At 56.5% G+C, this 23,092-nt stretch carries 18 protein-coding genes; 11 read left to right on the plus strand and 7 right to left on the minus strand.

The window, feature by feature from the left end; translation table 11 throughout:
• Positions 1-9: 9 nt before the first annotated feature.
• The gene (locus tag SH139x_RS15040; RefSeq protein ID WP_488350595.1) at positions 10-1,209 is read right to left on the minus strand and encodes a TIGR03364 family FAD-dependent oxidoreductase; all 1,200 of its coding nucleotides are present in this window, start codon (positions 1,207-1,209) and stop codon (positions 10-12) included.
• A gap of 383 nt (positions 1,210-1,592) precedes the next feature.
• Here SH139x_RS15040 and dnaB point away from each other — a divergent pair, with 383 nt between their 5' ends.
• Entirely contained in the window at positions 1,593-3,044 is a 1,452-nt protein-coding gene (gene dnaB / locus SH139x_RS15045; RefSeq protein ID WP_488350596.1) for a replicative DNA helicase, read from the plus strand.
• A gap of 2 nt (positions 3,045-3,046) precedes the next feature.
• Here dnaB and SH139x_RS15050 read toward each other — a convergent pair whose 3' ends face one another.
• Positions 3,047-3,793 (minus strand): SGNH/GDSL hydrolase family protein, encoded by a 747-nt coding sequence (locus SH139x_RS15050; RefSeq protein WP_488350597.1) that lies wholly within the window; start codon positions 3,791-3,793, stop codon positions 3,047-3,049.
• Between the two features lie 168 nt (positions 3,794-3,961).
• Between SH139x_RS15050 and SH139x_RS15055 the strand changes: the two genes are divergently transcribed.
• Positions 3,962-5,431, plus strand: a complete 1,470-nt coding sequence (locus tag SH139x_RS15055; protein WP_488350598.1) for a cryptochrome/photolyase family protein — start codon at positions 3,962-3,964, stop codon at positions 5,429-5,431.
• Entirely contained in the window at positions 5,424-6,089 is a 666-nt protein-coding gene (locus tag SH139x_RS15060) for a DNA-3-methyladenine glycosylase family protein (protein WP_488350599.1), read from the plus strand. The genes SH139x_RS15055 and SH139x_RS15060 overlap by 8 nt, the downstream gene beginning before the upstream one ends.
• Before the next feature lie 53 nt (positions 6,090-6,142).
• Here the strand turns inward: SH139x_RS15060 and SH139x_RS15065 are convergent, their stop codons facing one another.
• On the minus strand, positions 6,143-6,730 hold the full coding sequence (locus tag SH139x_RS15065; protein WP_488350600.1) for a peroxiredoxin: 588 nt from the start codon (positions 6,728-6,730) through the stop codon (positions 6,143-6,145).
• 83 nt (positions 6,731-6,813) lie between these two features.
• Complete coding sequence (locus SH139x_RS15070) at positions 6,814-8,325, minus strand: lipopolysaccharide biosynthesis protein (protein WP_488350601.1); 1,512 nt, start codon at positions 8,323-8,325, stop codon at positions 6,814-6,816.
• A gap of 139 nt (positions 8,326-8,464) precedes the next feature.
• Between SH139x_RS15070 and SH139x_RS15075 the strand changes: the two genes are divergently transcribed.
• The gene (locus SH139x_RS15075) at positions 8,465-9,745 is read left to right on the plus strand and encodes an outer membrane protein assembly factor BamB family protein (RefSeq protein WP_488350602.1); all 1,281 of its coding nucleotides are present in this window, start codon (positions 8,465-8,467) and stop codon (positions 9,743-9,745) included.
• 152 nt (positions 9,746-9,897) lie between these two features.
• On the opposite strand, the gene SH139x_RS15080 is transcribed toward SH139x_RS15075, so the two are convergent.
• Together SH139x_RS15080 and SH139x_RS15085 are read right to left on the minus strand one after the other, a co-directional pair.
• Positions 9,898-11,130: an ABC transporter permease gene (locus SH139x_RS15080; protein ID WP_488350603.1), complete on the minus strand. Its 1,233-nt coding sequence runs from the start codon at positions 11,128-11,130 to the stop codon at positions 9,898-9,900.
• A gap of 6 nt (positions 11,131-11,136) precedes the next feature.
• Positions 11,137-12,051, minus strand: coding sequence for an ABC transporter ATP-binding protein (locus SH139x_RS15085; RefSeq protein WP_488350604.1), 915 nt, complete (start codon positions 12,049-12,051; stop codon positions 11,137-11,139).
• A gap of 148 nt (positions 12,052-12,199) precedes the next feature.
• Between SH139x_RS15085 and SH139x_RS15090 the strand changes: the two genes are divergently transcribed.
• The 4 genes from SH139x_RS15090 (at position 12,200) to SH139x_RS15105 (ending at position 16,702) form a co-directional block, all read left to right on the plus strand.
• A complete protein-coding gene (locus SH139x_RS15090) occupies positions 12,200-12,805 on the plus strand; it encodes a DUF2141 domain-containing protein (RefSeq protein WP_488350605.1) in 606 nt (201 codons plus the stop codon).
• Positions 12,806-12,931: 126 nt separating this feature from the next.
• Positions 12,932-14,632, plus strand: coding sequence for a prenyltransferase/squalene oxidase repeat-containing protein (locus tag SH139x_RS15095; RefSeq protein WP_488350606.1), 1,701 nt, complete (start codon positions 12,932-12,934; stop codon positions 14,630-14,632).
• 209 nt (positions 14,633-14,841) lie between these two features.
• The gene (locus SH139x_RS15100; RefSeq protein ID WP_488350607.1) at positions 14,842-15,678 is read left to right on the plus strand and encodes a sugar phosphate isomerase/epimerase family protein; all 837 of its coding nucleotides are present in this window, start codon (positions 14,842-14,844) and stop codon (positions 15,676-15,678) included.
• Positions 15,679-15,769: 91 nt separating this feature from the next.
• Positions 15,770-16,702, plus strand: a complete 933-nt coding sequence (locus tag SH139x_RS15105) for a uracil-DNA glycosylase (protein WP_488350608.1) — start codon at positions 15,770-15,772, stop codon at positions 16,700-16,702.
• Between the two features lie 97 nt (positions 16,703-16,799).
• Here SH139x_RS15105 and SH139x_RS15110 read toward each other — a convergent pair whose 3' ends face one another.
• Complete coding sequence (locus tag SH139x_RS15110; protein WP_488350609.1) at positions 16,800-17,051, minus strand: hypothetical protein; 252 nt, start codon at positions 17,049-17,051, stop codon at positions 16,800-16,802.
• An 83-nt stretch (positions 17,052-17,134) separates the two neighbouring features.
• On the opposite strand from SH139x_RS15110, the gene SH139x_RS15115 reads away from it, so the two are divergent.
• The 3 genes from SH139x_RS15115 to SH139x_RS15125 are packed head-to-tail and all read left to right on the plus strand — an operon-like array spanning position 17,135 to position 23,072.
• A complete protein-coding gene (locus SH139x_RS15115; protein WP_488350610.1) occupies positions 17,135-20,212 on the plus strand; it encodes a PSD1 and planctomycete cytochrome C domain-containing protein in 3,078 nt (1,025 codons plus the stop codon).
• A gap of 11 nt (positions 20,213-20,223) precedes the next feature.
• Positions 20,224-21,714 carry a DUF1501 domain-containing protein gene (locus SH139x_RS15120; RefSeq protein WP_488350611.1) on the plus strand — a complete coding sequence of 497 codons (1,491 nt, stop codon included), beginning with the start codon at positions 20,224-20,226 and terminating at the stop codon, positions 21,712-21,714.
• An 11-nt stretch (positions 21,715-21,725) separates the two neighbouring features.
• Complete coding sequence (locus tag SH139x_RS15125) at positions 21,726-23,072, plus strand: MFS transporter (protein ID WP_488350612.1); 1,347 nt, start codon at positions 21,726-21,728, stop codon at positions 23,070-23,072.
• Positions 23,073-23,092 lie beyond the last annotated feature (20 nt).

The raw sequence follows: 23,092 nt of genomic DNA on the forward strand, positions 1-23,092 counted from the left end.
CAGAGCATATCAAATAATGACATTTTTCGCAGCGGGGATCTTCTTTTCCAAAAGCAAGCTGACCGCCTCGTCGGTGACAGCCAAACTCAGCGACATCCCCGCACCGCCGAAACCGTTAATGATTGTGACATTCCTACGCTCCGCAGGCTGGAAGACCGCGTAGGGACGGTCGGGTAGTTTGGCGTAGATGCCGCTCCATCGTTGCTGGATCTCCCAAGTTGGTAACGAAAAGACCTTGGCCAGTTCACGCAGCATCAGTCGATCGATGATCGCTTTATCAAAAGGCTCAATCTCGGCACCGTACTCATGCGAATCGCCCAGCACGAGTTCCCCGTCGAGCGATTGCGAGACCATCACGTGAATGCCATAGCGGTCCAGTTCCGGAGCCTGCTCGGCAATCCGCTGGCGGACCCGCTGTTGGCTCGGGCAAGCGGCAAAGGCTTCGTAATGTCGCAGCGTCAAGCCGCTGGCCAAGTGGGGGCCTAGTCGCCAAAAGCCGTTGTTGTCCGCCGACCGGATCGGCACTGTCCGCATCATCTGCAGTTTGCAAGGGAACAAGCCGCTGGCCGCGTGATCGCGCGGAAACAGGCGGGCAAAATCGGCTCCGCTGCAAATCACGATCTGGTCAGCGGCGAAGCGTGAGCCGTCGCTGCTGATCAACCCACCCGCCTCAACCGCCGCGATGGTCGTGCCAAAATGACACTGCACCCCGAGTTCGGTTTCCAAGTAGGTGGGGATCGTGCCGATCGCTTGACGAGGATCGACGCGACACTCATCGTCACTCTGCAGGCTTCCCAACATGCCGTCAGGATTGGCGGCTGAGGTTGCTGCCAAGGTTTCCCTTCGTCCGAGTAACCGCAGCGGTTGCCGTGGATCGCAGTGCGCATTGGCAAACTCTTGCAAGGTGGCCCATTCATCTTCGTGATGGGCAAGATGCAGCGAACCGCAGCGATCAATCGCCAGGCCAGCCTGAGCCGCGAGCGACAGCCACAAATCCCGATTCTTGACGGCGGTGGCGTAACGTTCGCCGGCCGGCTGCCCAATTGGCCAGACCATGCCGAAATTCCGCACCGAGCCCCCGCAGGCGCGGGGAGATGATTCAAACAGAGCCACTTTGGCACCCCGTTTGGCGGCCGCCCAAGCGGTGCCCAGTCCGACAATTCCAGCTCCCACGACGGCGATGTCGAACGGCTCTTCAATGTGACGCATCAGTTGCTGACCTTCTGAAAAAAAATTATGGAAATTCGCTGGGCGTCGAGGCGGAAAATGAAGGGAAGACGCACTTTTTGAAAATTACACAGCTCATCGCGGGGCGCTCGGCGATTCACTCAGTTATCAGCTCTGGCGTCCACTGCGCCAAGTTAGCGGAACGTGGGGGTTTGGTTAATTTTGACGTATTTTCCACAACCGCAATGCCGATGAAGCAGAAGCGTTTATGGGCTAGATTAGACGTCAGGAGGAAGGTTCAGAGGAGCAGTGGTTGCAATCCGTTCCTGCGTCGGCCACGATTCGGACTCTTCCATCGTCTCCGGGGCTCGCTGCCTGGAGAGCAGAACTTTTTTGCGTCGATCTTTCAACGGAGTGGCTCTACTTTGATCACAGGAAATGACGACTCGGCCGGCCAAAAGAACAAGCGGCGCATCGATCGGCCCAAGCGGAGCAGCACGGCCGACATTCTTAAACGCCAGCCTCCCTTTGACGTTGAGGCCGAGATGTGTGTCCTCGGCAGCATCTTGATTTTGCCCGAGGTGCTCGATGACGTAGCGGTGATCCTACGGGCGGATGATTTTTACGACGATGCCAACCGCAAGCTATATGCGGTGCTCCGTGAGATGTACGACGATGGCGAAAAAATCGACATCAAGCTGTTGGTCGCACGCCTGCAACGAAAAGAACAGTACGAAGAAATTGGTGGGCCCGCATACCTCGGCGAACTCAGCCAAGCGGTGCCCAACGCGGCCCACGCTGCCTATTACGGGCAAATTGTGGCCGAGAAAGCCACCTTGCGAAAGCTGATCGAACGCAGCACCGAAATTCTCTCCGACGCCTACGAACAGACGCACGATCCGCGCGATTTGGTTGCTCAGGCGGAGCAGAAAATCTTTTCCATCATGGACGGCCGTTCCAGCGCCACGGTGCACGCGATCAGCGACGTGTTGCATGACGCGATGGACCGGATCGACGCCCGTTTGGCAGGTGAATATGTCGACGGCGGGATCGAAACTGGCTTTGTCGATTTCGATGACATGACGGGCGGTCTGCACAACAATGAATTGATCATCTTGGCGGCTCGGCCCAGTATGGGAAAAACGGCCCTGGCGATGAACATGGCACAGCACGCGGCCATCGAAGGCAACGCGCCGGTGCTGTTTCTCAGCTTGGAAATGTCGGCGATCGAATTGGCCGATCGGATGCTCTGTTCGCTGGCTCGCGTCAATGGCCACCGCTTGCGGAACGGCACGATCAGTAACGACGATCGGATCCGGCTCAGCGAGATGGCCAATCAGATCAGCAACGCTCCACTCTATGTCGACGACTCGCCAAGTCGTACGGTCAGCGAGATTGCGGCCGCGGCCCGGCGGATTAAACGCCGGCACGATAACAACATTGGCATGATCGTGATCGATTACTTGCAGTTAATTGAGCCTGATAACCCCCGCGATCCGCGGCAGGAACAGGTGGCCAAGATCGCGCGACGCCTTAAAGGCATGGCGCGGGAATTAGAAGTCCCCGTGTTATGCCTCAGCCAGTTGAACCGGCAAGCGGAAGATAGCAAAGATCACCGTCCCCGCCTCAGTCACTTGCGGGAGTCAGGGGCCATCGAGCAAGACGCCGACGTAGTCATGTTTGTGCACCGCGAAGAATATTATCACCGCGGTGAAGAGCGCGAAGAGTTTGCTGGGTTGGCAGAAATTATCATCGCCAAACAACGTAACGGTCCGGTCGGTGAAGTCGAATTAACCTGGGAAAAGGATTACACCCGGTTTCACAACAAAGCGCCCGACCGTCACAGTGAGTTCGATGAGTTCGCGGATTTCGGCTGAGGTTACCCAGCCGTATTGATGCCGACGGTCTCCAGCCAAGTTTTGGCCATCAACGCGTGGCCGCTTTGCGTGGGGTGGACGCCATCGCCGGCCAGCGTGGATGGGTCGGTGCCAGCTGCCACCGCCGCGTCGAACATGGTTTGAAAGGGGACCCAGATCGCGTCGGCCTGCTCGGCGACCGTCTTGGCGTAACCACGGCGGATGGCAAAATCGGGAAACCACTTTGATTCGTTTGCTTTCACCGTGCCGCTCATTAACACGAACGGTTCGCAGATCACCAGGGTGACCTCAGGGAGCGCTTTACGGGTCTGTTGCAGCAGGGCGGCAAAGCCATCGCGGTACGTTTCCGCCGTGCCGTCGTATTTGCCATTTAACTTGTGCCAAATATCATTAACGCCGATCAGGATGCTCAAAATACTCGGCTTCAGATCAATACAATCAGCTTGCCATCTGCGGTCCAAATCGGGCACTTTGTTGCCCGAGATGCCGCGGTTGTAAATTTTCAATTCAAGTTGCGAATGCTCAGCCTGCAGTGCCGAGGCGATATGCTGGGGATACCCTTTCCCCAGCCCTTTATTCGCGCTGCCAGCTTTCCTGTCGCGGCCCGCATCGGTGATCGAGTCGCCTTGGAACAAGATAACCTCACCTTGGGAAAGCTGGCGTGTTTCAGCTGCTTGAGTTCGCGAAGCCTCCCACCAAAGTGCGGTGCTGGCGGCGGTGGCGGTGGCGAGAAAATTTCTTCGTTGCATGATGATTCAATCGTTGTTAATGAAGGATGCCGGGGGAGAGTCACAGTTTAATCGATTGACCGGCCGTGGGGGTCAACTCCCGCAGGACGTTTTTGGCGAGGTTGGTTACGATTGTCGACCAAACACGGCTAACCATCCATCTACAAACTCCCTCGAACTGCCGACGCCATGCCCAAAATAACTGCGGCAATCGTTTATCCTCATCAACTCTGGGCTCGCCACCCAGCGGTCGAGGCTGCCGATCACGTTTATTTGGTCGAGGACCCGCTCTATTTTTCGCAGTTTAATTTTCACGTCCAGAAATTAGTGCTGCACCGAGCGGCGATGACTGAGTTTGCCGACCGATGCCGCGACCGAGGAAAATCGGTCCGCACCATCGAGGCCAATGAGATACCGCAATCGAGCGACATCGGGGAGCTGCTGCGGAGGGACTCAGTCAATCAAGCACGCATTGTCCAGCTGACTGACGATTGGTTGACGAGAAGTGTGGTGGCCGGTTGTCAACTTGCGGGCGTACAAGTCGACTGGCTTCCAGATCCCGCTTTCTTGACTCCCGAAGAGGTACTCAGCCGTTGGGAGGGCCGCGAGCATTATCACTTTACCAGTTTCTATATCGAGCAACGTAAGCGACTCGGTTTGTTGCTAGACGCAGCTGGCAAGCCGTTGGGAGGCAAATGGACGTTCGATACGGATAATCGCAAAAAGTTGCCCCGCGGTTTGACCATTCCGGAAGTGCCGCAACCGAGCGTGCGACCCAGCGTGATCGCAGCCAAACGTTACGTGGCATCCGCTTTTCCAGACGCGATCGGCCATGTCGACGCTTTTTGCTATCCAGTCACACATCACGACGCGGCCGTCTGGTTGAACAACTTCGTACATCAGCGTTTAGCCCAGTTTGGTGACTATGAAGACGCCATTTCCAGCCAGCAGACTTTTCTTTTTCACGGGGTGCTGACGCCGATGTTAAACATCGGTTTGCTAACGCCGCAACAAGTTGTCGATGCCGCGTTGGCTCACAATGATGAAGTCCCCTTAAATTCGCTGGAAGGATTTGTCCGCCAAGTGATCGGTTGGCGGGAATTTATTCGTTTGATTTATCTGCACGTTGGTGCTCAGCAACGCACCACCAACGCTTGGAATCTAACGCGTGAGTTGCCAGAAGCTTTTTACACCGGCAGCACTGGGATTTTACCGGTGGACGATAGCATTCAGCGGTGTTTGAAACATGCCTACTGCCATCATATTGAACGATTGATGGTGCTCGGCAACTTTATGTTACTTTGCGACATCGCGCCGAATGCGATTTATCAATGGTTTATGGAGTTGTTCATTGATGCATACGATTGGGTGATGGTGCCAAACGTGTATGGGATGAGCCAGCATGCTGACGGTGGGCTGATGACGACGAAGCCTTATATCAGTGGTTCGGCTTACATTCGCAAGATGAGCGATTATCGTCAGGGTGAATGGTGTCCGATCTGGGACGCTCTGTACTGGCGGTTTATCGACCGCGAGCGGGAGTTCTTTAATGGCAACCCGCGGATGCGCGTGATGGTTAGCCAGTTGAACCGGATGGGAGCCAAGCTGGATCAGCATCGCCGCACAGCGGACAATTACTTAGAGCAATTGCATGGATGAACAGAGTGCTGCGAAACGGCCCGAAATATTGACCTTAACCGAGCGGCGGTTGCAGGACGCTTGCCGTTGGCTGGCCGATCGGGAACCGGTGTTTAGGCTGGTTTTGGACAAGTACGGATATCCCGGGCTGTGGCATCGGCCCCCGGGATTTTCGACCACCGTGCACATTATTCTGGAACAGCAAGTCTCGTTGGCTTCGGCCAACGCCACGTTTGGACGCTTGCAAGCTAGGCTTGCTGGGCAAGTCACTCCGGCCGGCATTTTGGCGATGCAGGAGAGTGAGATCAAGGAGTTGGGCTTCACGCGGCAGAAATGTCGCTACGTACGCTTGTTGGCCGAAGCGATCGTGGCGGGAGATTTTTCTTTTGAGCGTTTGGCGGAGTTGCCCGATGACGCGGTCCGTGCCGAGATGACGAAGTTGAAAGGGATCGGGGTTTGGACCGCCGACGTTTATCTTTCCGAGTGTTTGTTGCGATGTGATATCATGCCTCGAGGTGACATCGGAATTCAGGAGGCGGTGCGAGTGTTGCTGAAGTTGGCCGCCCGACCGGGCCAACAAGAGTTGGATCAGTTAACTGCGACGTGGAGTCCCTGGCGGAGTGCGGCGACGCGACTGTTGTGGCATTTTTATCTCAGTCAACTGCGGAAAGTAAGCTAACATCAGCCGCCGTGCGCGACAGCGGCTGATTGAGTCAAGCGACCAAACCGAAATCAATATTCGGCGTTGAAGAATTCTTTGCTGCCTGCCACGTCGGGCTTAATCGTCGATTTACCTTCTTGCCAGTTGGCTGGACAGACTTCGCCATTCTTCTCGAAGTACTGCAGCGCCTGCACCATCCGCAGCGCTTCGTCGACGTTACGGCCGAGGGGCAAATCGTTAACAACTTGGTGGCGGACCACACCTTCCTTGTCGATCAGGAAAAGACCGCGAAGGGCGATACCAGCATCTAACAAGACATCATAGTCCCGAGAGATTTGACGGTTCATGTCGGCCACGAGCGGATAAGCGACTTCGCCAATACCACCTTGATTGCGAGGTGTGTTTCGCCAAGCAAGGTGCGTGAAGTGGCTGTCGATCGAGACGCCTAAAATCTGCACTCCCAACTCCTCAAATTTCGCTGTCGCGTCGCTGAAAGCGATGATCTCGGTGGGACAGACGAAAGTGAAGTCGAGCGGCCAGAAAAATAGCAAGACATACTTGCCCTGGTAGTCGCTGAGCGAAATTTCTTTGAACGAGCCGTCGGTCATGACCGCTTGGGCTTTGAAGTCGGGGGCTTTTTGGGTGACAAGCACGCCCATAGTTGCATTCTCCGTCAAACTGGCAGGTAAGGTATAGCCAACATGGATGATGTTTACGATGTGTCATCAAGCGACACCGAACACTATCTAGCTAAGACCCCAAACTGACAACCCGCCAGTCGCCACAGATCTGTTAAATATCGTCGCAATTCGGGGCTTGACAGGGCGATCAGCAGGACGAATCCCAAAGCCCAACCGCCCCCCGCCAGCAAGCTGGCCGGCAACAGCGTCATCCACAGCGTGGCACGGTCCACCGGCAGCCCGAATTTGCTGCCAGACCACCAAATCCCGCACAACACGACCAGATTCGCCAGCATGGTGCCGCAGACCGCACCACTCAGTCCCCAGCGGGGGACTAGAATACCGTTGAGCAGGCAATTTGCTCCCAACCCGATCGCTAGCGAAGTTGCCACCCAACGCCCCCGCTCGGCGACGAACAAATAGGTCTGCGCGATCACCGTCAGGGCCGACCAAATACAAAATGTCAGACAGATCGGCAGCACACTCAGACCGCTGTCGTAAACCCCGTTGAGTAAACCGCCGTAGAGAATCGGAGCCAGCAACAACGCGCACGCTGCACCGGTCGTGAAAACTAGCGAAGTTGCCATTAAGGCTTCGCGCGACCTCGCCACCACCGCGGCGCGTCGTTGCTGTTCCCAGTCGGATGATAAATAGGGGAGCAGCACGCTGGATACCATCCCGGCGACGCTCAACATCAATGCTGGAATGATCATAGCACTGTGATATTGCCCGACAGAGCGCTGTCCCGTGATGCCATCCCCGGGGGCCCAGTGCAACAGCATATAGCGGTCGCTCAATTCAAACGTGTTGCCGAGCAGGTTCATCAGCCAAATGGAAGCCGCATAGGGGAGCAATCGCCGCCACATGCCGCTCGCCTCGAGGGGCTGATCGGCTCGCTCAACCGCTTCCCAGCCGCCCGCCAAACACCACCAAGCGGGGGTCGCCCCCAGCAGCGAAGCTAGCCCAAAAGCAACCAACAATCCGCCTAAACCTCCCCCGCATGACAGCCAGCCAACACCCAGTAGCGTAAAGAGCACGCTTTGGCAAAATTGCGAAATCGACGACACGCGGATCAATCGCAAGCCGGCTACGATTTCGTTCGTGACATTGAAAACGACTACACCCAGCGCCGCGAACGCCAAGGAGAAGACCAGTGTGGGCTGACCAGCATCGTTAAACACAAAGCTGGCGATCTTCGCTGGGAACAGGACAAGCAGCCCGATCCCGATTGCCACCACGAGGCCGGTTGCCCCCAACAAACGGGCCAAAAAGGAGCGTAACTGCCCCTGGCGGAGGTAGGTCTCGACGAACCGCGGCAAGGAACCGGGTAGGCCAAACAGAAAAACGGGAGTTACCAGCGTGACGAAGCCGAAGCCCATCGCCCATTGCCCCAGCGTGGCGTCGTCGAGTAGTTGGCAGAACCAAATCCCGCGACCAAATCCGATCGCGCGCTGGACGATTGTCAGCACAAGCATAATACTGACACCGAGCGCCAATGAATCGGCCCGAAAGGCTTGCTTGTCCGACGCTTCGAGATTCGATGATCTGGGGTTCGACGCTTTGGGGTTCGACATTGATTGACGCGCGCGGTTGCTGTGAACTCGCCCCCATTGGTCGAGCTATGATCAATCAACTATGCCTTATAATTTGCAGCCTTCGGCTGGTTGCCATGAAGTTTTCCCTTGCCTTTTACCGCCCTGACGAAGGACAATCATGCGTCGTTTGCTAACTCAATTCTTATTTTGCGGCTTATGCGGACTTTGCGGCTGGGGATCACCGGGCGCGGTGGCCAATGAAGCGGGCGATACCGATTGGCCAAAATTTCGGGGGCCAGCGGGCGATGGGGTGGTCGTAGCGGCCAACGAGTTGCCGCCGCTGAAATGGTCGACCAGCGAGCGGGTGACTTGGCGGAGCCAACTGGCCGGCAGCGGTTGGTCGAGTCCAGTGGTGGTCGGCGACGAGGTGCTGATCACGGGAGCCGAAAAAGTTCCGGGCGCCCCGGCGGAAGCGCGAGCACTTGTGCTTTATCGGCTCGATCGCAACACGGGCGAGCTTCGCGAGACTATTAAGGTTTTTGATCAGTCAGCGGAGGACTCGCCGGGCATTCATTCCAAGAATTCTCACGCCAGCCCCACCCCGTGGGTATCGGCGGAACAGATTTTCGTGCACTTCGGTTACCAAGGAACTGCCGCGTTAGATCGTGGCGGCAAGCTCCAGTGGGTTAACCGCGACTTACGTTTCCCGCCCGTGCATGGCAATGGCGGCTCGCCGGTGCTGGTGGGTGACCGTTTGATTTTTACGTGTGACGGTGCCGATTCGGCTTACGTGGTGGCGCTGTCTGCCGCCAGCGGCGAGGTGCTTTGGAAACGAGACCGGCCAGTCGACGCGGCTCGCAAATTTTCGTTTTGTACGCCCAGCGAAATCAACGTCGATGGGCAAACGCAAGTCATTTGCCCCGGCAGCGATTGCGTGCTCGCTTTGAATCCCGAGGATGGCTCGATCATTTGGCAAATTCGTTATGACGGCTATTCCGTGGTGCCGAAACCGGTCTACGCCGACGGGCTGGTCTTTATCGGTACCGGTTTCGGGCCGACGCAAGTGATGGCGATTGATCCTCGCGGTCAAGGCGATGTCACCGACACGCACGTTCGCTGGACGCTCGACCGCGGCGCGCCGAAGACGCCTTCCCTGTTGGCTGACGAAGGGTTGCTGTACGTCGTCAGTGACGATGGGATTCTCACCGTGCTCGAGACCGTCAGTGGCGACCAGGTTTACAAGCAACGCTTGGGAGGCAAGTATTCGGCTTCTCCCGTGTTGGTTGGCGAGCGAATCTACTTGCCTAGCGAGGAAGGTGTGGTGCGCGTCTTGCAAGCCGGACGAGAATTCCGCGAACTGGCTGCCAATGAGATGGATGAACGCATCTTAGCGTCGCCCGCCGTCGTGCAGGGTGAGCTTTATTTGCGCACCGACAAAGCTGTCTATCGCATTGAATAAGTTTACGAAGTTTTGTAGTGCCTGAGTTAGCCGCTTTGACGTTAGCCGCGGTTCCCGTTAGCCGTTTGGCCGCTAGGCCGCGGTTCCCGTTTTGATCCGAACTGATCGCGTGCAACAGAACGGTGGCTAGCGTTAAAACCGCTAACCGCGACTTAGTTCGTTTCCCAACGAATAGCCAACAAGCGGGCAACCAGCAGCATGCCCGCGCTGGCCAGCATTAACACGCAGATTTGAGGCCACAGGTCGGCCACAGGCAACTCACGCCAAAAGACTTTATCATAGCCGTCCAGCGCCCAAGCGTTGAATGTGTAAAGTCCCGTCTCACGCATCGCGTCACTCATGATATAGCGTGGTACCATCGAGCCTCCCAACGCGCTCATCGTGAGGATGAGAATCACTGAAACTCCGTTCAGCTGGCCTCGGGTGCGACACACTGTGGCAAGTAACAGTCCAAAGCTGGATGCGGCTCCGGCTGTGACCACGGTCATCAGCAGAAAACCATCAAGATGACTCCAAAGATCGACTTGAAATATCAACCAACCCCAAATGAACATTACCGTAACTTGAATCACACCGAGGGCTGTTTGATAGGCCCATTTTCCCAACAGCAGCTGGTCCATCGAGAGGCGAGTTGTGAGCAGGCGTTCAAGCGTGGTGTTCTCACGTTCTTCCAATAATGAAGCACCACCGCCAGAGGCACCAAACAAGAGAAACATCACCGCGATCCCGGCGGCATACATCGAAACCACCGGATTGGCTTTACTCTCACTCAACACATCGACGCTATCCACCAAGGCAAGATTTGGTACTTCAACCAGTTGAGATGCGGCGCTGATTGTTTCGCCGGTGAGCATTTCGCTGTTGGGAGGGCGATAAGTCGCGGCGGCAAAGCGGACGGCGGCCGGCTGCGGCAATTGATTAGCTTGGCTCAGTGTTTGTTGCACCAACGCCGTCATCATTTGACTGGCGACTTGATCGGAGGTGTCCAACAGCAAGCTGGCTCGCAGTGTTGGCAGAGCGTTGTTGGCCGACGACAAGGCGTCGCCGGCCGTTGCCGGTTCCAGCACCACGGCGATCGTAACCATACCTCGGCGGACCAAATTCTCCGCTTGGGCAACGGTCAAGGGAGCATCGGATTTAGTGGGCTGGAATACTCGCAAACTGTCCAGCTGTTGCAGCTTATCGACCGCAAATTCACTTTGCTGGCTGGATACCGTATCAACGATGACCGTTTTAATTTTAGGTGTGTTGGAGCCGCCCAGCCCTCGACCGAAGATTACCGCAAAGATGCTGAAGAACGCGATCGGCACGATAAAAGTCAGCAGTAATTCCACACGATTGTGCAGCAACCGAGTCAGCGCGACGCGAAAAATAGTCCAAACCATACCGCTTTAGTCTCGCAGGTTGTGACCGGTCAGGTGCAGGAAAACGTGGTGCAGCGAAGGGGTTTGCACTTCCACATCGTCGATCGTATAGCCAGCTTGATGAACCTTTTGCAGCATCCCCGGCAGCTCGCGGGCGACGTGATTGACACTTGTGGCGAGCCGCCCGGTAGTTGGTTCCAAATGCCAGCCGGGGAGCGGTGTGGGCACCGATTCAGCAACCTGTAGCCGGACCCTGCGACTGCTGCCAACCGTTCGCTCAATCAACTCGGTCAGCGTCCCGTTAGCCACCACGCCGCCATGGTCAATGATCACAATGCGGTCGCACTGGTCCGCCGCTTCGTCGAGGTGATGGGTGGTCAGAAGAATTGAAGTGCCTTCGTCACTGAGTCGACTCAGCATCGCAAAAATTCGCTGGCGACTCTGCGGGTCCACACCCACCGTCGGTTCATCGAGAAGGACTACTTGGGGGGAATGCAGCACGCCGCAGGCTAAGTTGATTCGCCGCTTCATGCCGCCCGAAAAGGTCCCGACTTGTGAGTTTGCCTCCTGCTCCAGACCAGTCCACTCCAACGCCCAACCGACTCGATCCTTTAGCCGCGAGCCGGTTAAGCCGTGGAAACGTCCGAAGGCCAGCAGATTTTGACGGGCCGATAAATCTTCGTAGAGCGCAATGTCTTGAGGGATCACCCCAAAACCCTCGCGTCCGCCACGAGCGGGCAGCGGTTCGTCAAAGAACTTAATTTCGCCGCTATCCGGTTGAGTCAACCCGCAGATGCAGCGAATGAGCGTCGTTTTTCCCGCACCATTGGGGCCCAGCAAAGCTAACCGCTCGCCCGCCTCTAATCGCAGGGAAACACCGCGCAGCGCAGCGACCTGGGCGTACGATTTGCGTAGTTCGATGATTTCTAACGCCGCAGTCACGTCGTCGTCCTCGACCGTCCATCCATAAACAGTTGATACCTGCTAAGATATCGTGTAATCCATTACCGAGTTGATTGTCGCAGCCGATGCTCTCTGGAACAAGCTTGAATCTCCCCACCTTTTTTGCAACTTTCCTGCGGTCTTTTGTATGACAGATGGTGCTTATTCCGGAACGGAATCGAATTTTCGCCAATTGTGGCGAGAAAACCATGGGAATTTTTTGCTCTTATTTGCTGGCATTATCCTCGTGGTGGGGGGCATTATGCTGGCAATACCCCCTGAGGAAAGGGCGCGAGTACTAGCCACTGAGGGCGAGGAGCTGCGAGACGACACCGAAGTGGCGTCGGCCGGCGAAGTTCCCCCCTCAATTGAAACACTCGATCCGGACCAGATCAGCCAGCTAAAGATCACCGTGGTGGGAATCGATAACGGGCAGGGAAAAGTTCGCATGGCCGTCTATGGCACACCCGGCTATTTCAATCAACCTGATTATGCCGACGAGAAGGCGGTGCTCACCATTAAGGACAACCAAGCGTCTTGGGAAATTGCCGTGCCAGCAGGCTACCCCGTCGCGATTTCCGCCTTTCATGATCAAAACTCCAACGGAGTGCTCGATCGGAACTTGATCGGTATTCCGATCGAAGAATACGGCTTTTCTCAAGGGGCCCGCTCGCAAACCGGCCCGCCTCCCTTCGCCGACGCGGCAATTATTCCCCCGCCGGGCACGTTCGAGGTCGAACTGGAGGTGTGGTGAGGCGTTGCCGGCCAACGAGTTTGCGAGCAGGTTTCAAGGGGGAAAAAACCGCATTAATTTGCGACTCATCAGGGTGTTCGAGCTATAGTCCAGTGTCGAGATTCCGTTCGCACTGGCCTCAATTTGATGAGCAATTCGGCAACCCATTTACCCCCCGCGACGTCGGAGGACGAACCTGTTTCGTCGTCTCGCTGGCGGACGAGCGCGCGGATTGAGGAGCTGAACCAGCAGCAGGCTGCTCGCGAGCGGGCGGCCAAATTGGCTTCGCGCCGCTGGGCGACTTTGCACGCAAAAACAGCTCCACAAGTTGCCTTGGACTCGCTCGGCCAACGCCGCTTACGCTCCTTAGAGGCCAAGGCCACACAGTCGACCGAGTCCCGACGGCTGCTGACCGATGACCGCGTACCCTCGTGGTTGGTCAGTTTGATCATTCACATGGCGATCGTGCTGCTATTAGCTTTCTTGACCTTCAAAAGTCTGCCGGGGGACCGTGGCCAAGTTATTTCGGCAACCTGGCGCGATGTCGAGACCCCAGCCGATGCGCTGCAGATGGTCGTCAGCGAATCATTGCCCAGCGATACGGATGCAAAAACGACTGATGACCCTGAGCAGGCGTTGTTAGCTGACGAGGAGGTCGAATTCACGGCTTTGGTGGAGTTGGAGCATCCGCTCGACAGCCGACAGGAACTGGTCGGGCAAAGCCTGTTCCAGCGAGTTTTCGAGCAGGGTCGCGAGGTGTCGCTGATGAGTCAATTCAGCGGCGGCAAACTGGGCGACCGCAGTGCGGCTGGCCGGGCTGCCGCCTTGGCTGCGGGCGATACCACCGCGGCAGCCGAGGACGCCCTGGAGCAAGCATTGCGTTGGTTGGCTCTCCATCAGCACAACGATGGTGGCTGGAGTTTTCGGCTGGACGATAAGAATGGGCCATGTGCCGGCCAGTGCGATCACACACGGAAAAATCCCGATGACGCACCGATCCCCCGAACCGCCGCGACTGGCTTGGCGATGCTGGCCTTCATGGGTGCCGGCTCGACGCACCAGCAGGGGCCTTACGCCGAACAGGTGCGGCGGGGGCTTTATTACCTGCAAGGCCAAGCTCGCGAGACCTCGTTGGGATTGGATTTGCAAAATGGGTCGATGTACGGCCACGGAATTGCCACTCTGGCGATCGCCGAAGCGTTTGTGTTGAGTTGCGATGAGGAGCTGCGCCCGCTGGCCGAGGGGACGGCTTTCTTCTGCTTCGGTTCACGGCACACTGCGGGAGGCTGGGGATATTTGCCGGGCGGTCCGCCTGATATTACTCTGACAGCATGGCAAATTATCGCCATCAAAACAGCCGAACAACGGGGCGTGGGGATTCCCACGGACTTAATTCCGGCGGCGCAGAAATTCGTCGAAACGCTGGCCTCTGACCGCTTGCGACGATACGGATACAACTCGCCCGAGCCACGTTTGTCGACCACGGCCATCGGCTTACTGTTGCAGCTCTACTTTGGCTACATGCCGAATCAAACCACCATTCGCGAGGGGCTTGATCGGATTGTCGAGGCGGGGCCTTCCGAGACTGATGTTTACTACAACTACTACGCCATGCTCGGCTTGCATCACGGTCGCCACGTGGGGCGAATGGAGTTTGCTCGCAAGTTGCAGGAGTACTTAGTGGCGACCCAAGCGCGTCAAGGTCACGAACAGGGTTCTTGGCATTTTCCTGATCGCTACGGGGACGTCGGAGGGCGACTGTATACCACGGCAATGTGCGCTTTAATTTTGGAAACGCCCTACCGTTACGTGCCGATGCAGGCGGCCGATGGTCCCTTTAAGCTCTAGCCGGTAAGCTCGAGCTGGCAAGCTCTTCTTGGGGGCGGCAGTTCGCTATGGCTTTACCACAATTCCAGCAGGCAAACTCGGCGGCTGATTGAAATTCTGCCCAGCCCAGGGTCGGCGAGCGGGCTGCGATGGCTTAAATTCTTGCCTGGTTCTCTACCGAGAACGACAGCAAGCAAGCTTTAAGACCACAAGCAAGGGGACCCCTTCAGATGAAAACTTGGCCGATTGGTGTGTTTGCCAGCGTGGATGCTGGCCTGGGTGTGCGGTGGGAAGTCATCCGCGAACTGCAGGTACCGACGATCCAGCTGCACGCCCCGCTTCCCGAATCGCGGACACCTGAGAAAGCGGCTGAACTGCGCAGCCAGTTGGACGCCATGGATGTCAAGTTGACGGCAGTTTTCGGTGGTTTTGCGGGAGAGAGTTATGCCGATATTCCCACCGTCGTGCGGACGATCGGTTTGGTACCCGAAGCGACTCGGGCCGGCCGTTTGGAAGAAATGAAGCGCATCGCCGACTTTGCCAAAGCGCTCAACTGCGACGCGGTCGCTCTGCACCTTGGTTTCGTCCCCGAAGCGGCCGATGACCCGCAGATGCCAGGGATCTTAGAGGTCACGGCCGATCTCTGTGATTACTGCGCCGCGCATGGCCAATATTTACATTTGGAAACTGGCCAAGAGACCGCTGACGGGTTGCTGCACTTTATCGCAGCGGTCGGTCGCGATAACTTAAAAGTGAATTTCGATCCGGCCAACATGATTCTGTATGGGACCGGCGAGCCGATTCCCGCGTTGGAAAAAGTGGGCCATCACGTCCGCAGCGTACACTGTAAGGATGGCACCTGGAGTGACCAGCCGGGCGTTACCTGGGGCGCCGAAGTGCCGTTGGGCGAGGGGCAAGTCAACATGAAAGCCTACTTGGAAACTTTGGAAAAAATTGGCTACGACGGACCGCTGACGATCGAGCGTGAAATTCCCCAGGATCCTCAGCGTCAGTTGGCTGAAATTGGCGCCGCCGTTGAACTGCTCAAGTCGTTGATGGCAAACTGAAGCTTCTGCAAACGATAGCCATCCGCGAACCGTAGTACTCCTCCAGTTCGTGGTGACTCTCCAGGTTGTGGTGCCTCTACAGGAATGTGAAATGAGTGAGCAAGCGAACGACGACGCCTGGTTGGCCAGGCAGGCGACTGCGGGGCTGCTCCAGCACCTGCAGCGGATCGGGATAAGCCAGTTGCCACAAGTCGACGTTGATCAGGCCTGCGCCCTGGTGGCTGAGCAGTTCCCACAGTTGCTCGTTTCCGACACGCAAGCGACGCCACCCGCGGTGGCGCCACCGCCAGGTTCCACTCAGCCGACTGCCCAACCGACTGCAGCTAAGCCTGCGGCCGTCCCTCCCCGCCCCGCGGCCAGTAGCCAACAGCCCGCCGCGGCTGTCGGCAGTCGGTTGGCCCCAGTGGCCCCCGTGATCGAAGGGCCCAGTCATTATTCATTGCCCCAGCTGGGGCTGGAGCAGCGACAAGCGGAATTGGCCAGCTGCCAATCCACGGTGGCCGCTTGCACGCGGTGTCCACAACTGGCGTTTGCTCGCAAGCATACGGTTTTTGGTGAAGGAAGCTGGCAAGCTCGGGTCTGTTTTTTTGGCGAAGGCCCACGCGCCGAGGAGGATCGCCAGGGGCGTCCTTTTGTCGGACCCGCGGGACAGTTGCTGACCAAAATGATTGAAGCTTGCAAATTACAGCGGGAAGAGGTTTACCTGCTCAACACGGTCAAGTGTCGGCCCCCCGCCAATCGCAATCCGGAGCTGGTGGAAGTTGAAAACTGCCGCGGTTACTTCGAGCAGCAATTGGAGATTATTCAGCCGGAGTACATTGTTTGCCTGGGGTTGATCGCCGCCCGTGCCTTGCTCCGATCGGCAATTTCCATCGGTAGATTACGAGGAGTCTTTCATCAGTATCGCTCCAGCAAAGTCTTAGTCACTTATCATCCTGATTACTTGCTCCGCACACCCCAGGCCAAGCGAGCGGCTTGGGAAGATCTACAGCTGATGATGAAAGACATGGGCATCAAGCCTTAAGCAAACGCCTGTTCGGTTCGTTTAACAGTCAGCCGCAGGCGTACTCTCTCCTACATGATACTGCCGTGCGCCTCCGGCTGACGGTTAAACGATTTGGTCACACGATTTTATTCACGACGGTAAGCGTGGCGGTCAGCAGTAAAGTCGCGGTGAGCAACAAGAGCAGGACCAAACCCAGCCAAGCACCAATTTCTTGGCCTTTGGAAATACCATCATTTCGCATTTGCTGGCGATAATAGCGAGCGGCTCGCCCCAAGGCTCGGCGAAAACGCCACCAGTAGCCCCGCAAAGGGACTTGGTCTGGGCTCGCGTATGGATTCGGTCGCGGCTGGTCGCGGCTCTCGATCATTGACGCATGCTTCGTTGGATTGTGTTAACATGGAATTCCCGCCTGTCCGACTGAAAGCACCCTGCCTGTCCGATCAGAGATCCATGTTTGCGAGAATGATCATCATCTGCCCCAACCCTTTCGCATGTCGAGTCCTCTGGTTGCCAATCTTGTTCGTAACTTTCACGGACTTGCTAACGGCTGGGGACAACTTTGTCGAACGCGTGGTGCCTATTTTAGAGCATCGTTGCCTGCACTGCCATAATGATCAGGACAACAAAGGTGGCTTCTCGTTGCAAACTGCCGCCACCGCACTTGCTGAGGATTACGTTGTCGCCGGCGACTCGGCGAACAGTTACCTCGTTGAATTGATCACGCCGATCGATGGGCAGGCCGAAATGCCTAAGGGGGCCATGTCGCTCAGCGATGACGAGATTCAAACCATTCGTCAATGGATTGATCAGGGTGCCGCCTGGCCTGAAGCGTTACAGCTCGAAGCGGCCAAGGTCAATGATTTCTCTTGGTGGTCTTACCAACCGCTTTCGCGGCCAGCGGTGCCGGATTTCAAGGCTTTACCTGCCGACGTTTTATCATCGGTCTCGACGAGCCAAACGGGGCACGACTGGTCCCAAAATCCAGTTGACGCTTTCATCTTGGAAAAGCTGGTTGAGCAAGGATTGACGCCATCGGTTCCGGCAGATCCACGTAGTTTGATTCGGCGTCTGACGTTCGATCTAACTGGCCTGCCTCCGACACCTGAAGAAGTTGAGCAATTCGCTAACGATGCTGACCCCCACGCCTATCAGCGGTTGGTCGATCGTTTGCTCGATTCTCCACGATACGGCGAACGCTGGGCGAGGCACTGGTTGGATGTTGTTAAATATGCCGATACTTGTGGGTATGATAAGGACAAGCTTCGCCCACACGCTTGGCCATATCGTGATTATGTGATTCGTGCTTTTAATACTGACAAACCTTACTCACGTTTTGTTCAAGAACAGCTCGCTGGCGACCAACTTTTTCCAGGCGACCCCGATGGCATCTTGGGGTTAGGTTTCATCGCTGCGGGGCCTTGGGACTTTATCGGGCATGTTGAAGTGCCGGAGAGTAAGATCGATGGCAAGGTCGCCCGAAACCTCGATCGCGATGATATGGTTTCCAACGCACTAAATACGTTTTCCAGCACAACGATACAGTGCGCGCGTTGCCATAATCATAAATTTGATCCGATCAGCCAAGCTGATTATTACGGTGTGCAAGCGTTGTTCGCGGCCGTTGACCGGGCACCGCGGCCCTATGACACCGATCCCGCAATCGAACAACGCCGGCAAGAATTAAATGCGCTGGTAACCAAGACCCGCGAGCAATTGGAAGCGTTGCATGACGAGATTGCCGAGGCGGGAGGAGCACGTCTCGCCGAGCTGAATCTGACGATCGATCGCTTGTCGAAGCAAGTTGAATTGGTCAAGCAACCCGCTCACGGTTACCACAGTCAGATCGTTGCAGAGCCGCAAACAACCAAGTCGGTGACGGTCGATCTGGGATCCAATCAACCGCTCGAGCAGATCGTGCTGCAGCCTTGCCATGATGACTTTGCCGGGATTGGGGCAGGGTTTGGATTCCCGCTGCGGTTCAAAGTCGAGGTCGCAGCAGACCAGCCAGGGACTGCAGACCAGCCAGCAAGAGAACAGCAACCCCCCGACGAGCGAACCTGGGTAATGGTCGCCGATCAGAGCGAAAGCGATTGGACCAACCGCGGTTTACAGCCTTTTGTCAGTGCTGGCCTGGGAATGGACGTCCGCTGGATTCGAGTCACGGCCACAAAGCTGGCCGAGCGCAGTCAAGACTATATTTTTGCCTTGGCGGAGCTGCGAGCGGTCGGGGCCGATGGTGCTGAATTGGCCATTGGTTGTCAGGTGTTGGCCAGCGATTCGATTGAGGCTCCTGAGCGTTGGAGCCGAGCAAATCTTACTGACGGCAAGTGGCCTCACTACGGGGATGCTGCGGTGGCCGAGGCATTGGTTTTGGCAACCGTGTCGCGAGCGGAGATTTTGCGGCTCGTGGAAACACCCGCGCGTCAGCAGCGGAGGAGTGAGCTGGCTGAACAGATGGCGGCGGCTGAACGCGAGCTTCAGTCGCTTCCGCCGGGGCGTTTGGTCTACGCCGCGACGACTCAATTTGCTCCGCAAGGCAACTTTAAGCCCACCGGTGGCCAGCCCCGCGACGTGCAAGTGCTGCATCGTGGCGAAGTGACTCAGCCGCTGCAGCCAGCCGTTCCCGGGGTCTTACCACTTGGTGATGACTTTGCGTGGCAATTGAGTCCATCAGCCAGTGACGGGGAACGCCGCGCGGCACTGGCGCGTTGGCTGACTCGTAAAGACCATCCTCAGGTGTGGCGTTCGATCGTCAATCGCGTTTGGCAATATCACTTTGGCGTGGGCATTGTCAGCACACCCAATGATTTTGGGAAAATGGGAGCTCTCCCCACGCACCCCCAGTTGCTCGATTGGCTGGCTTGTGAATTTCGTGACGGCGGTCAATCCTTCAAACAGTTGCATCGTTTGATTGTCAACAGTGCGGCCTATCGGCAAGCCTCGATGTATGATCCGGCAAAAGCCAAAATCGATGGTGGCAATCGTTATTTGTGGCGGATGAACCGCCGGCGGTTAACGGCTGAAGAGATTCGCGATTCGATTCTCGTCGTCAGTGGGACGCTCGATTTGAAAATGGGAGGCCCCGGTTATTATCTTTTCGGGCTGGAAAAGACCGAGCATTCTCCACATTTTCAGTATCATAAATTTAACTATGCAGACCCCAGTTCTCACCGTCGCAGTATTTATCGATTTATTGTCCGCTCGCAACCAGACCCGTGGATGACTACGCTAGACTGTGCGGACTCTTCACAGAGCACGCCGAAACGCGAGGAAACTTTGACGGCGTTGCAAGCACTGTCGCTGTTGAACAACCAATTCAACTTAGTCATGGCGGATCGCTTTGCCGAGCGACTTGATGCCGAAAGGCTCACGCTCCGCGACAAGGTTCGTGATGCTTTTCGGTTGGTCGTGCAACGTCAGCCGGCACAAGGTGAACTGGACGATTTGGTCACCTATGCCGATCGTCACGGGCTGGCCAACTTATGTCGTATTTTATTCAACCTAAGTGAATTCGTATTCATCGATTAGGCTATGCACCAATGAATCAGCGTCGTCGCTTTCTTACCGACTCGATAGGCGGCTTGGGTGGTCTGGCTTTAGCCATGATGCTGCGACGCGACAGCCTGGCGGCCGATGGGCGCGGCGGGCAATTGGGAGATGGTGGCGGAGCGGGGCGGCCGCGAGGCGCGATGGGCGTGTTGCATCATCCTCCCAAGGCCAAGCGGGTTGTCCAGCTATTTATGGCCGGAGCAGCCAGCCACATTGATTTGTGGGACGACAAGCCCACGCTCCGCAAACTCCATGGTCAAGCTTCAGATTTTGGTGAACACGTCGAGGCCTTCCAAAATGGACTGGGCCCTTGGATGCAATCTCCTTTTGCCTTTCAGCCTTATGGAGAGTCGGGTAAACCACTCAGCGAAGTCGTCGCGCCCTTGGGTGCCTGCGTCGACGATATTGCTTTCATTCATAACATGGTAGCCAGCACGGGAGTTCATTCCCAAGCGACCTATCTGCAAGCGACCGGTTTTAACCGCCCCGGTTTTCCCGGCATGGGGTCTTGGATCAGTTATGCACTGGGGGCGATTAACGAAGACTTGCCGACCTTCGTGGTGTTGCCCGACCATCGCGGTTTCGCCAGCAACGGTCCTAAGAACTGGGGTTCGGCCTTTCTACCCGCCAGTGCGCAGGGTACCGCAATCTTTCCCCAACGAGCGAACCCCATTGAGGACCTGCATCCCCGCTCAGAATTCGTCACTGCGACCAGTGAGCAAGCTGGCCTGGAGTTACTGGCCGGGCTCAACCGCGGGCACATGCGCGAGCGACCAGGTGATTCGCGACTGGAGGCAAGAATTCGATCCTATGAGTTGGCAGCCAGGATGCAATTGAGTGCCCCCGAGGCGTTGAACATTAGCAAAGAGCCCAAGCATATCATGAAGATGTATGGGCTGGACCGTTTGGGAGCCACTTACGCAAGTGAGATTAATCCCGCTGAGGAAGCTGAATACTTTGGACGCAAATGTTTGATTGCCAGGCGGTTGTTGGAACGTGGGGTCAGATTTGTGCAGATTTGGTCGGGAAACGACAATAGTTTTCCGCGTCGCAATTGGGATAGTCATGAAAATTTAGCCCGCGATCACGGCCCGTTGGCCCGTGGCATGGCGGTCGGTACCGCCGCATTGCTGCGCGATCTCAAACAGCGCGGCATGTTGGAAGATACCATCGTGCTGTGGACCACTGAGTTTGGACGCATGCCGAGCACGCAAGGAAGTCTGGGCCGCGATCACAATCCCTACGTCTTTACCAATTGGCTCAGTGGCGGCGGGATTCGTGGCGGTGTGACTTATGGCCCATCGGATGAATGGGGATATAAGCCGCTGGACCGCGATCATCCCACGCAAGTCTACGATGTTCACGCCACCATTCTGCACCTGCTGGGTATTGATCACACGCGGCTCACGGTTCGCCACGACGGGATCGATCGTAGATTGACCGATGTTCACGGCCACGTGATTTCTGATATTCTTGCTTGAGTCGCGGATGAATGCGACAGCTTTCCTTCGCCGCTCAGCCCTTCGAGATCACCTGGATGAACCAGCACGCTGCGCCTCCCTCCCTAGTCCGCTATCGGATTATCGCGATTAGCGTGTTGATGGCTTTTACGCTCTATTTGCATCGCGTCTGTTTGGGCGAGGTGGTGAAAAGTGACTCCTTTAAAGCCGATATGGATTTGTCCAACGAAGCGGTGGGGAGGATTCTGGGAGCGTTTTTCTTTACCTATGCGTTGTGTCAGGTGCCGGCTGGCTGGATCAGTGATCGTTGGGGCGCGCGGCGCATGTTGGGAGGCTACATCTTAGGTTGGTCAACGCTGACTGGCTTGAGTGGCCTGATGACGGGAGCAGGCGGATTGATGCTGGCTCGGTTTGGCTTTGGTGCGGCTCAAGCTGGCGCTTACCCGACGAGCAGCGCGGTCGTGCGAAATTGGTTTCCCCTATCGCAACGCGGCAAGGCGAGTTCCTTGGTCTCGTTTGGCGGCCGTTTGGGAGGGTCGTTGGCGCCGGTGTTAACCACCATGCTGATCTTATCGGTGGGAGGTTGGCGTCCGACGATGTGGCTGTATGGCATTCTTGGTGTGCTGGTGGGACTCGCATATTATTCGATCGTGCGTGACCGTCCCGCGGAGCATCCCAGTTGTAACGAGGCGGAGAGGGCCTGGATTGGCGAGCACGATGACCATGATGAGGACTTGCTTCCGGCAGGGTTTTGGTCAGTGATTTTCGCCTGCATGACGAGCCGCAGTTTGTGGTTGAATTCGCTGGGGCAGTTTTGCATTAACGTTGGTTGGGCATTTTTGATTACTTGGCTGCCGACCTACTTGAAAGATGTCCAACAAGTCCCCGATCGTACGGGATCGATCATGGTGACAGTGGTGCTTTCGATGGGCATGTTGGGACAATTAGTGGGCGGTTGGGCGACCGACGCGAGTGTGCGGATGATTGGGATACGGTTTGGCCGGATTCTTCCCATCACGATTGCGACTTGGTTGGCGGGGCTGTCTTATCTCGGTTGCATCGCTTTTGATTCGGCGATTGCGGTCGTGATTTGCTGTGCGATGGTTTCTTTTTTGAATGACGTGGGAAATCCTTCGATTTGGGCGTTTATGCAAGACGTGGGTGGGCGATCGACAGCCACGGTTTTTGGTTGGGCCAACATGTGGGGAAATATGGGGGCTGCGGCAATTTCGGTGATGGTGCCATATTTGATGTCTTACGGTGAATCGACCAGCTACGGCCAGTCGTTTGTATTCATTGCTTGTGCGTTAGCCTTTTTCATAGCCGGCTTGGCCGCGTTGGGAATGAACCCCACGCGAAAAATCGTGATTCGCGACTAGCCGGTTGGCACCGGAAGTTT

The sequence above is a fragment of the Kothea flammea genome (assembly GCF_052161645.1).
In the GTDB taxonomy this organism is placed as follows: Bacteria; Planctomycetota; Planctomycetia; order Pirellulales; family Pirellulaceae; genus Laterigemmans.

Excerpts from the sequence above, each read along its gene's own strand:
- SH139x_RS15065 (WP_488350600.1), bottom strand. The coding sequence starts at position 6,730 with ATGGGCGTGCTTGTCACCCAAAAAGCCCCCGACTTCAAAGCCCAAGCG.
- SH139x_RS15105 (WP_488350608.1), top strand. The coding sequence starts at position 15,770 with ATGAGTGAGCAAGCGAACGACGACGCCTGGTTGGCCAGGCAGGCGACT.
- SH139x_RS15120 (WP_488350611.1), top strand. The coding sequence starts at position 20,224 with ATGAATCAGCGTCGTCGCTTTCTTACCGACTCGATAGGCGGCTTGGGT.
- SH139x_RS15115 (WP_488350610.1), top strand. The coding sequence starts at position 17,135 with ATGTTTGCGAGAATGATCATCATCTGCCCCAACCCTTTCGCATGTCGA.
- SH139x_RS15080 (WP_488350603.1), bottom strand. The coding sequence starts at position 11,130 with ATGGTTTGGACTATTTTTCGCGTCGCGCTGACTCGGTTGCTGCACAAT.
- SH139x_RS15060 (WP_488350599.1), top strand. The coding sequence starts at position 5,424 with ATGGATGAACAGAGTGCTGCGAAACGGCCCGAAATATTGACCTTAACC.
- SH139x_RS15055 (WP_488350598.1), top strand. The coding sequence starts at position 3,962 with ATGCCCAAAATAACTGCGGCAATCGTTTATCCTCATCAACTCTGGGCT.
- SH139x_RS15090 (WP_488350605.1), top strand. The coding sequence starts at position 12,200 with ATGACAGATGGTGCTTATTCCGGAACGGAATCGAATTTTCGCCAATTG.
- SH139x_RS15095 (WP_488350606.1), top strand. The coding sequence starts at position 12,932 with ATGAGCAATTCGGCAACCCATTTACCCCCCGCGACGTCGGAGGACGAA.
- SH139x_RS15100 (WP_488350607.1), top strand. The coding sequence starts at position 14,842 with ATGAAAACTTGGCCGATTGGTGTGTTTGCCAGCGTGGATGCTGGCCTG.
- SH139x_RS15050 (WP_488350597.1), bottom strand. The coding sequence starts at position 3,793 with ATGCAACGAAGAAATTTTCTCGCCACCGCCACCGCCGCCAGCACCGCA.
- SH139x_RS15040 (WP_488350595.1), bottom strand. The coding sequence starts at position 1,209 with ATGCGTCACATTGAAGAGCCGTTCGACATCGCCGTCGTGGGAGCTGGA.
- SH139x_RS15125 (WP_488350612.1), top strand. The coding sequence starts at position 21,726 with ATGCGACAGCTTTCCTTCGCCGCTCAGCCCTTCGAGATCACCTGGATG.
- SH139x_RS15075 (WP_488350602.1), top strand. The coding sequence starts at position 8,465 with ATGCGTCGTTTGCTAACTCAATTCTTATTTTGCGGCTTATGCGGACTT.
- SH139x_RS15070 (WP_488350601.1), bottom strand. The coding sequence starts at position 8,325 with ATGTCGAACCCCAAAGCGTCGAACCCCAGATCATCGAATCTCGAAGCG.
- SH139x_RS15110 (WP_488350609.1), bottom strand. The coding sequence starts at position 17,051 with ATGATCGAGAGCCGCGACCAGCCGCGACCGAATCCATACGCGAGCCCA.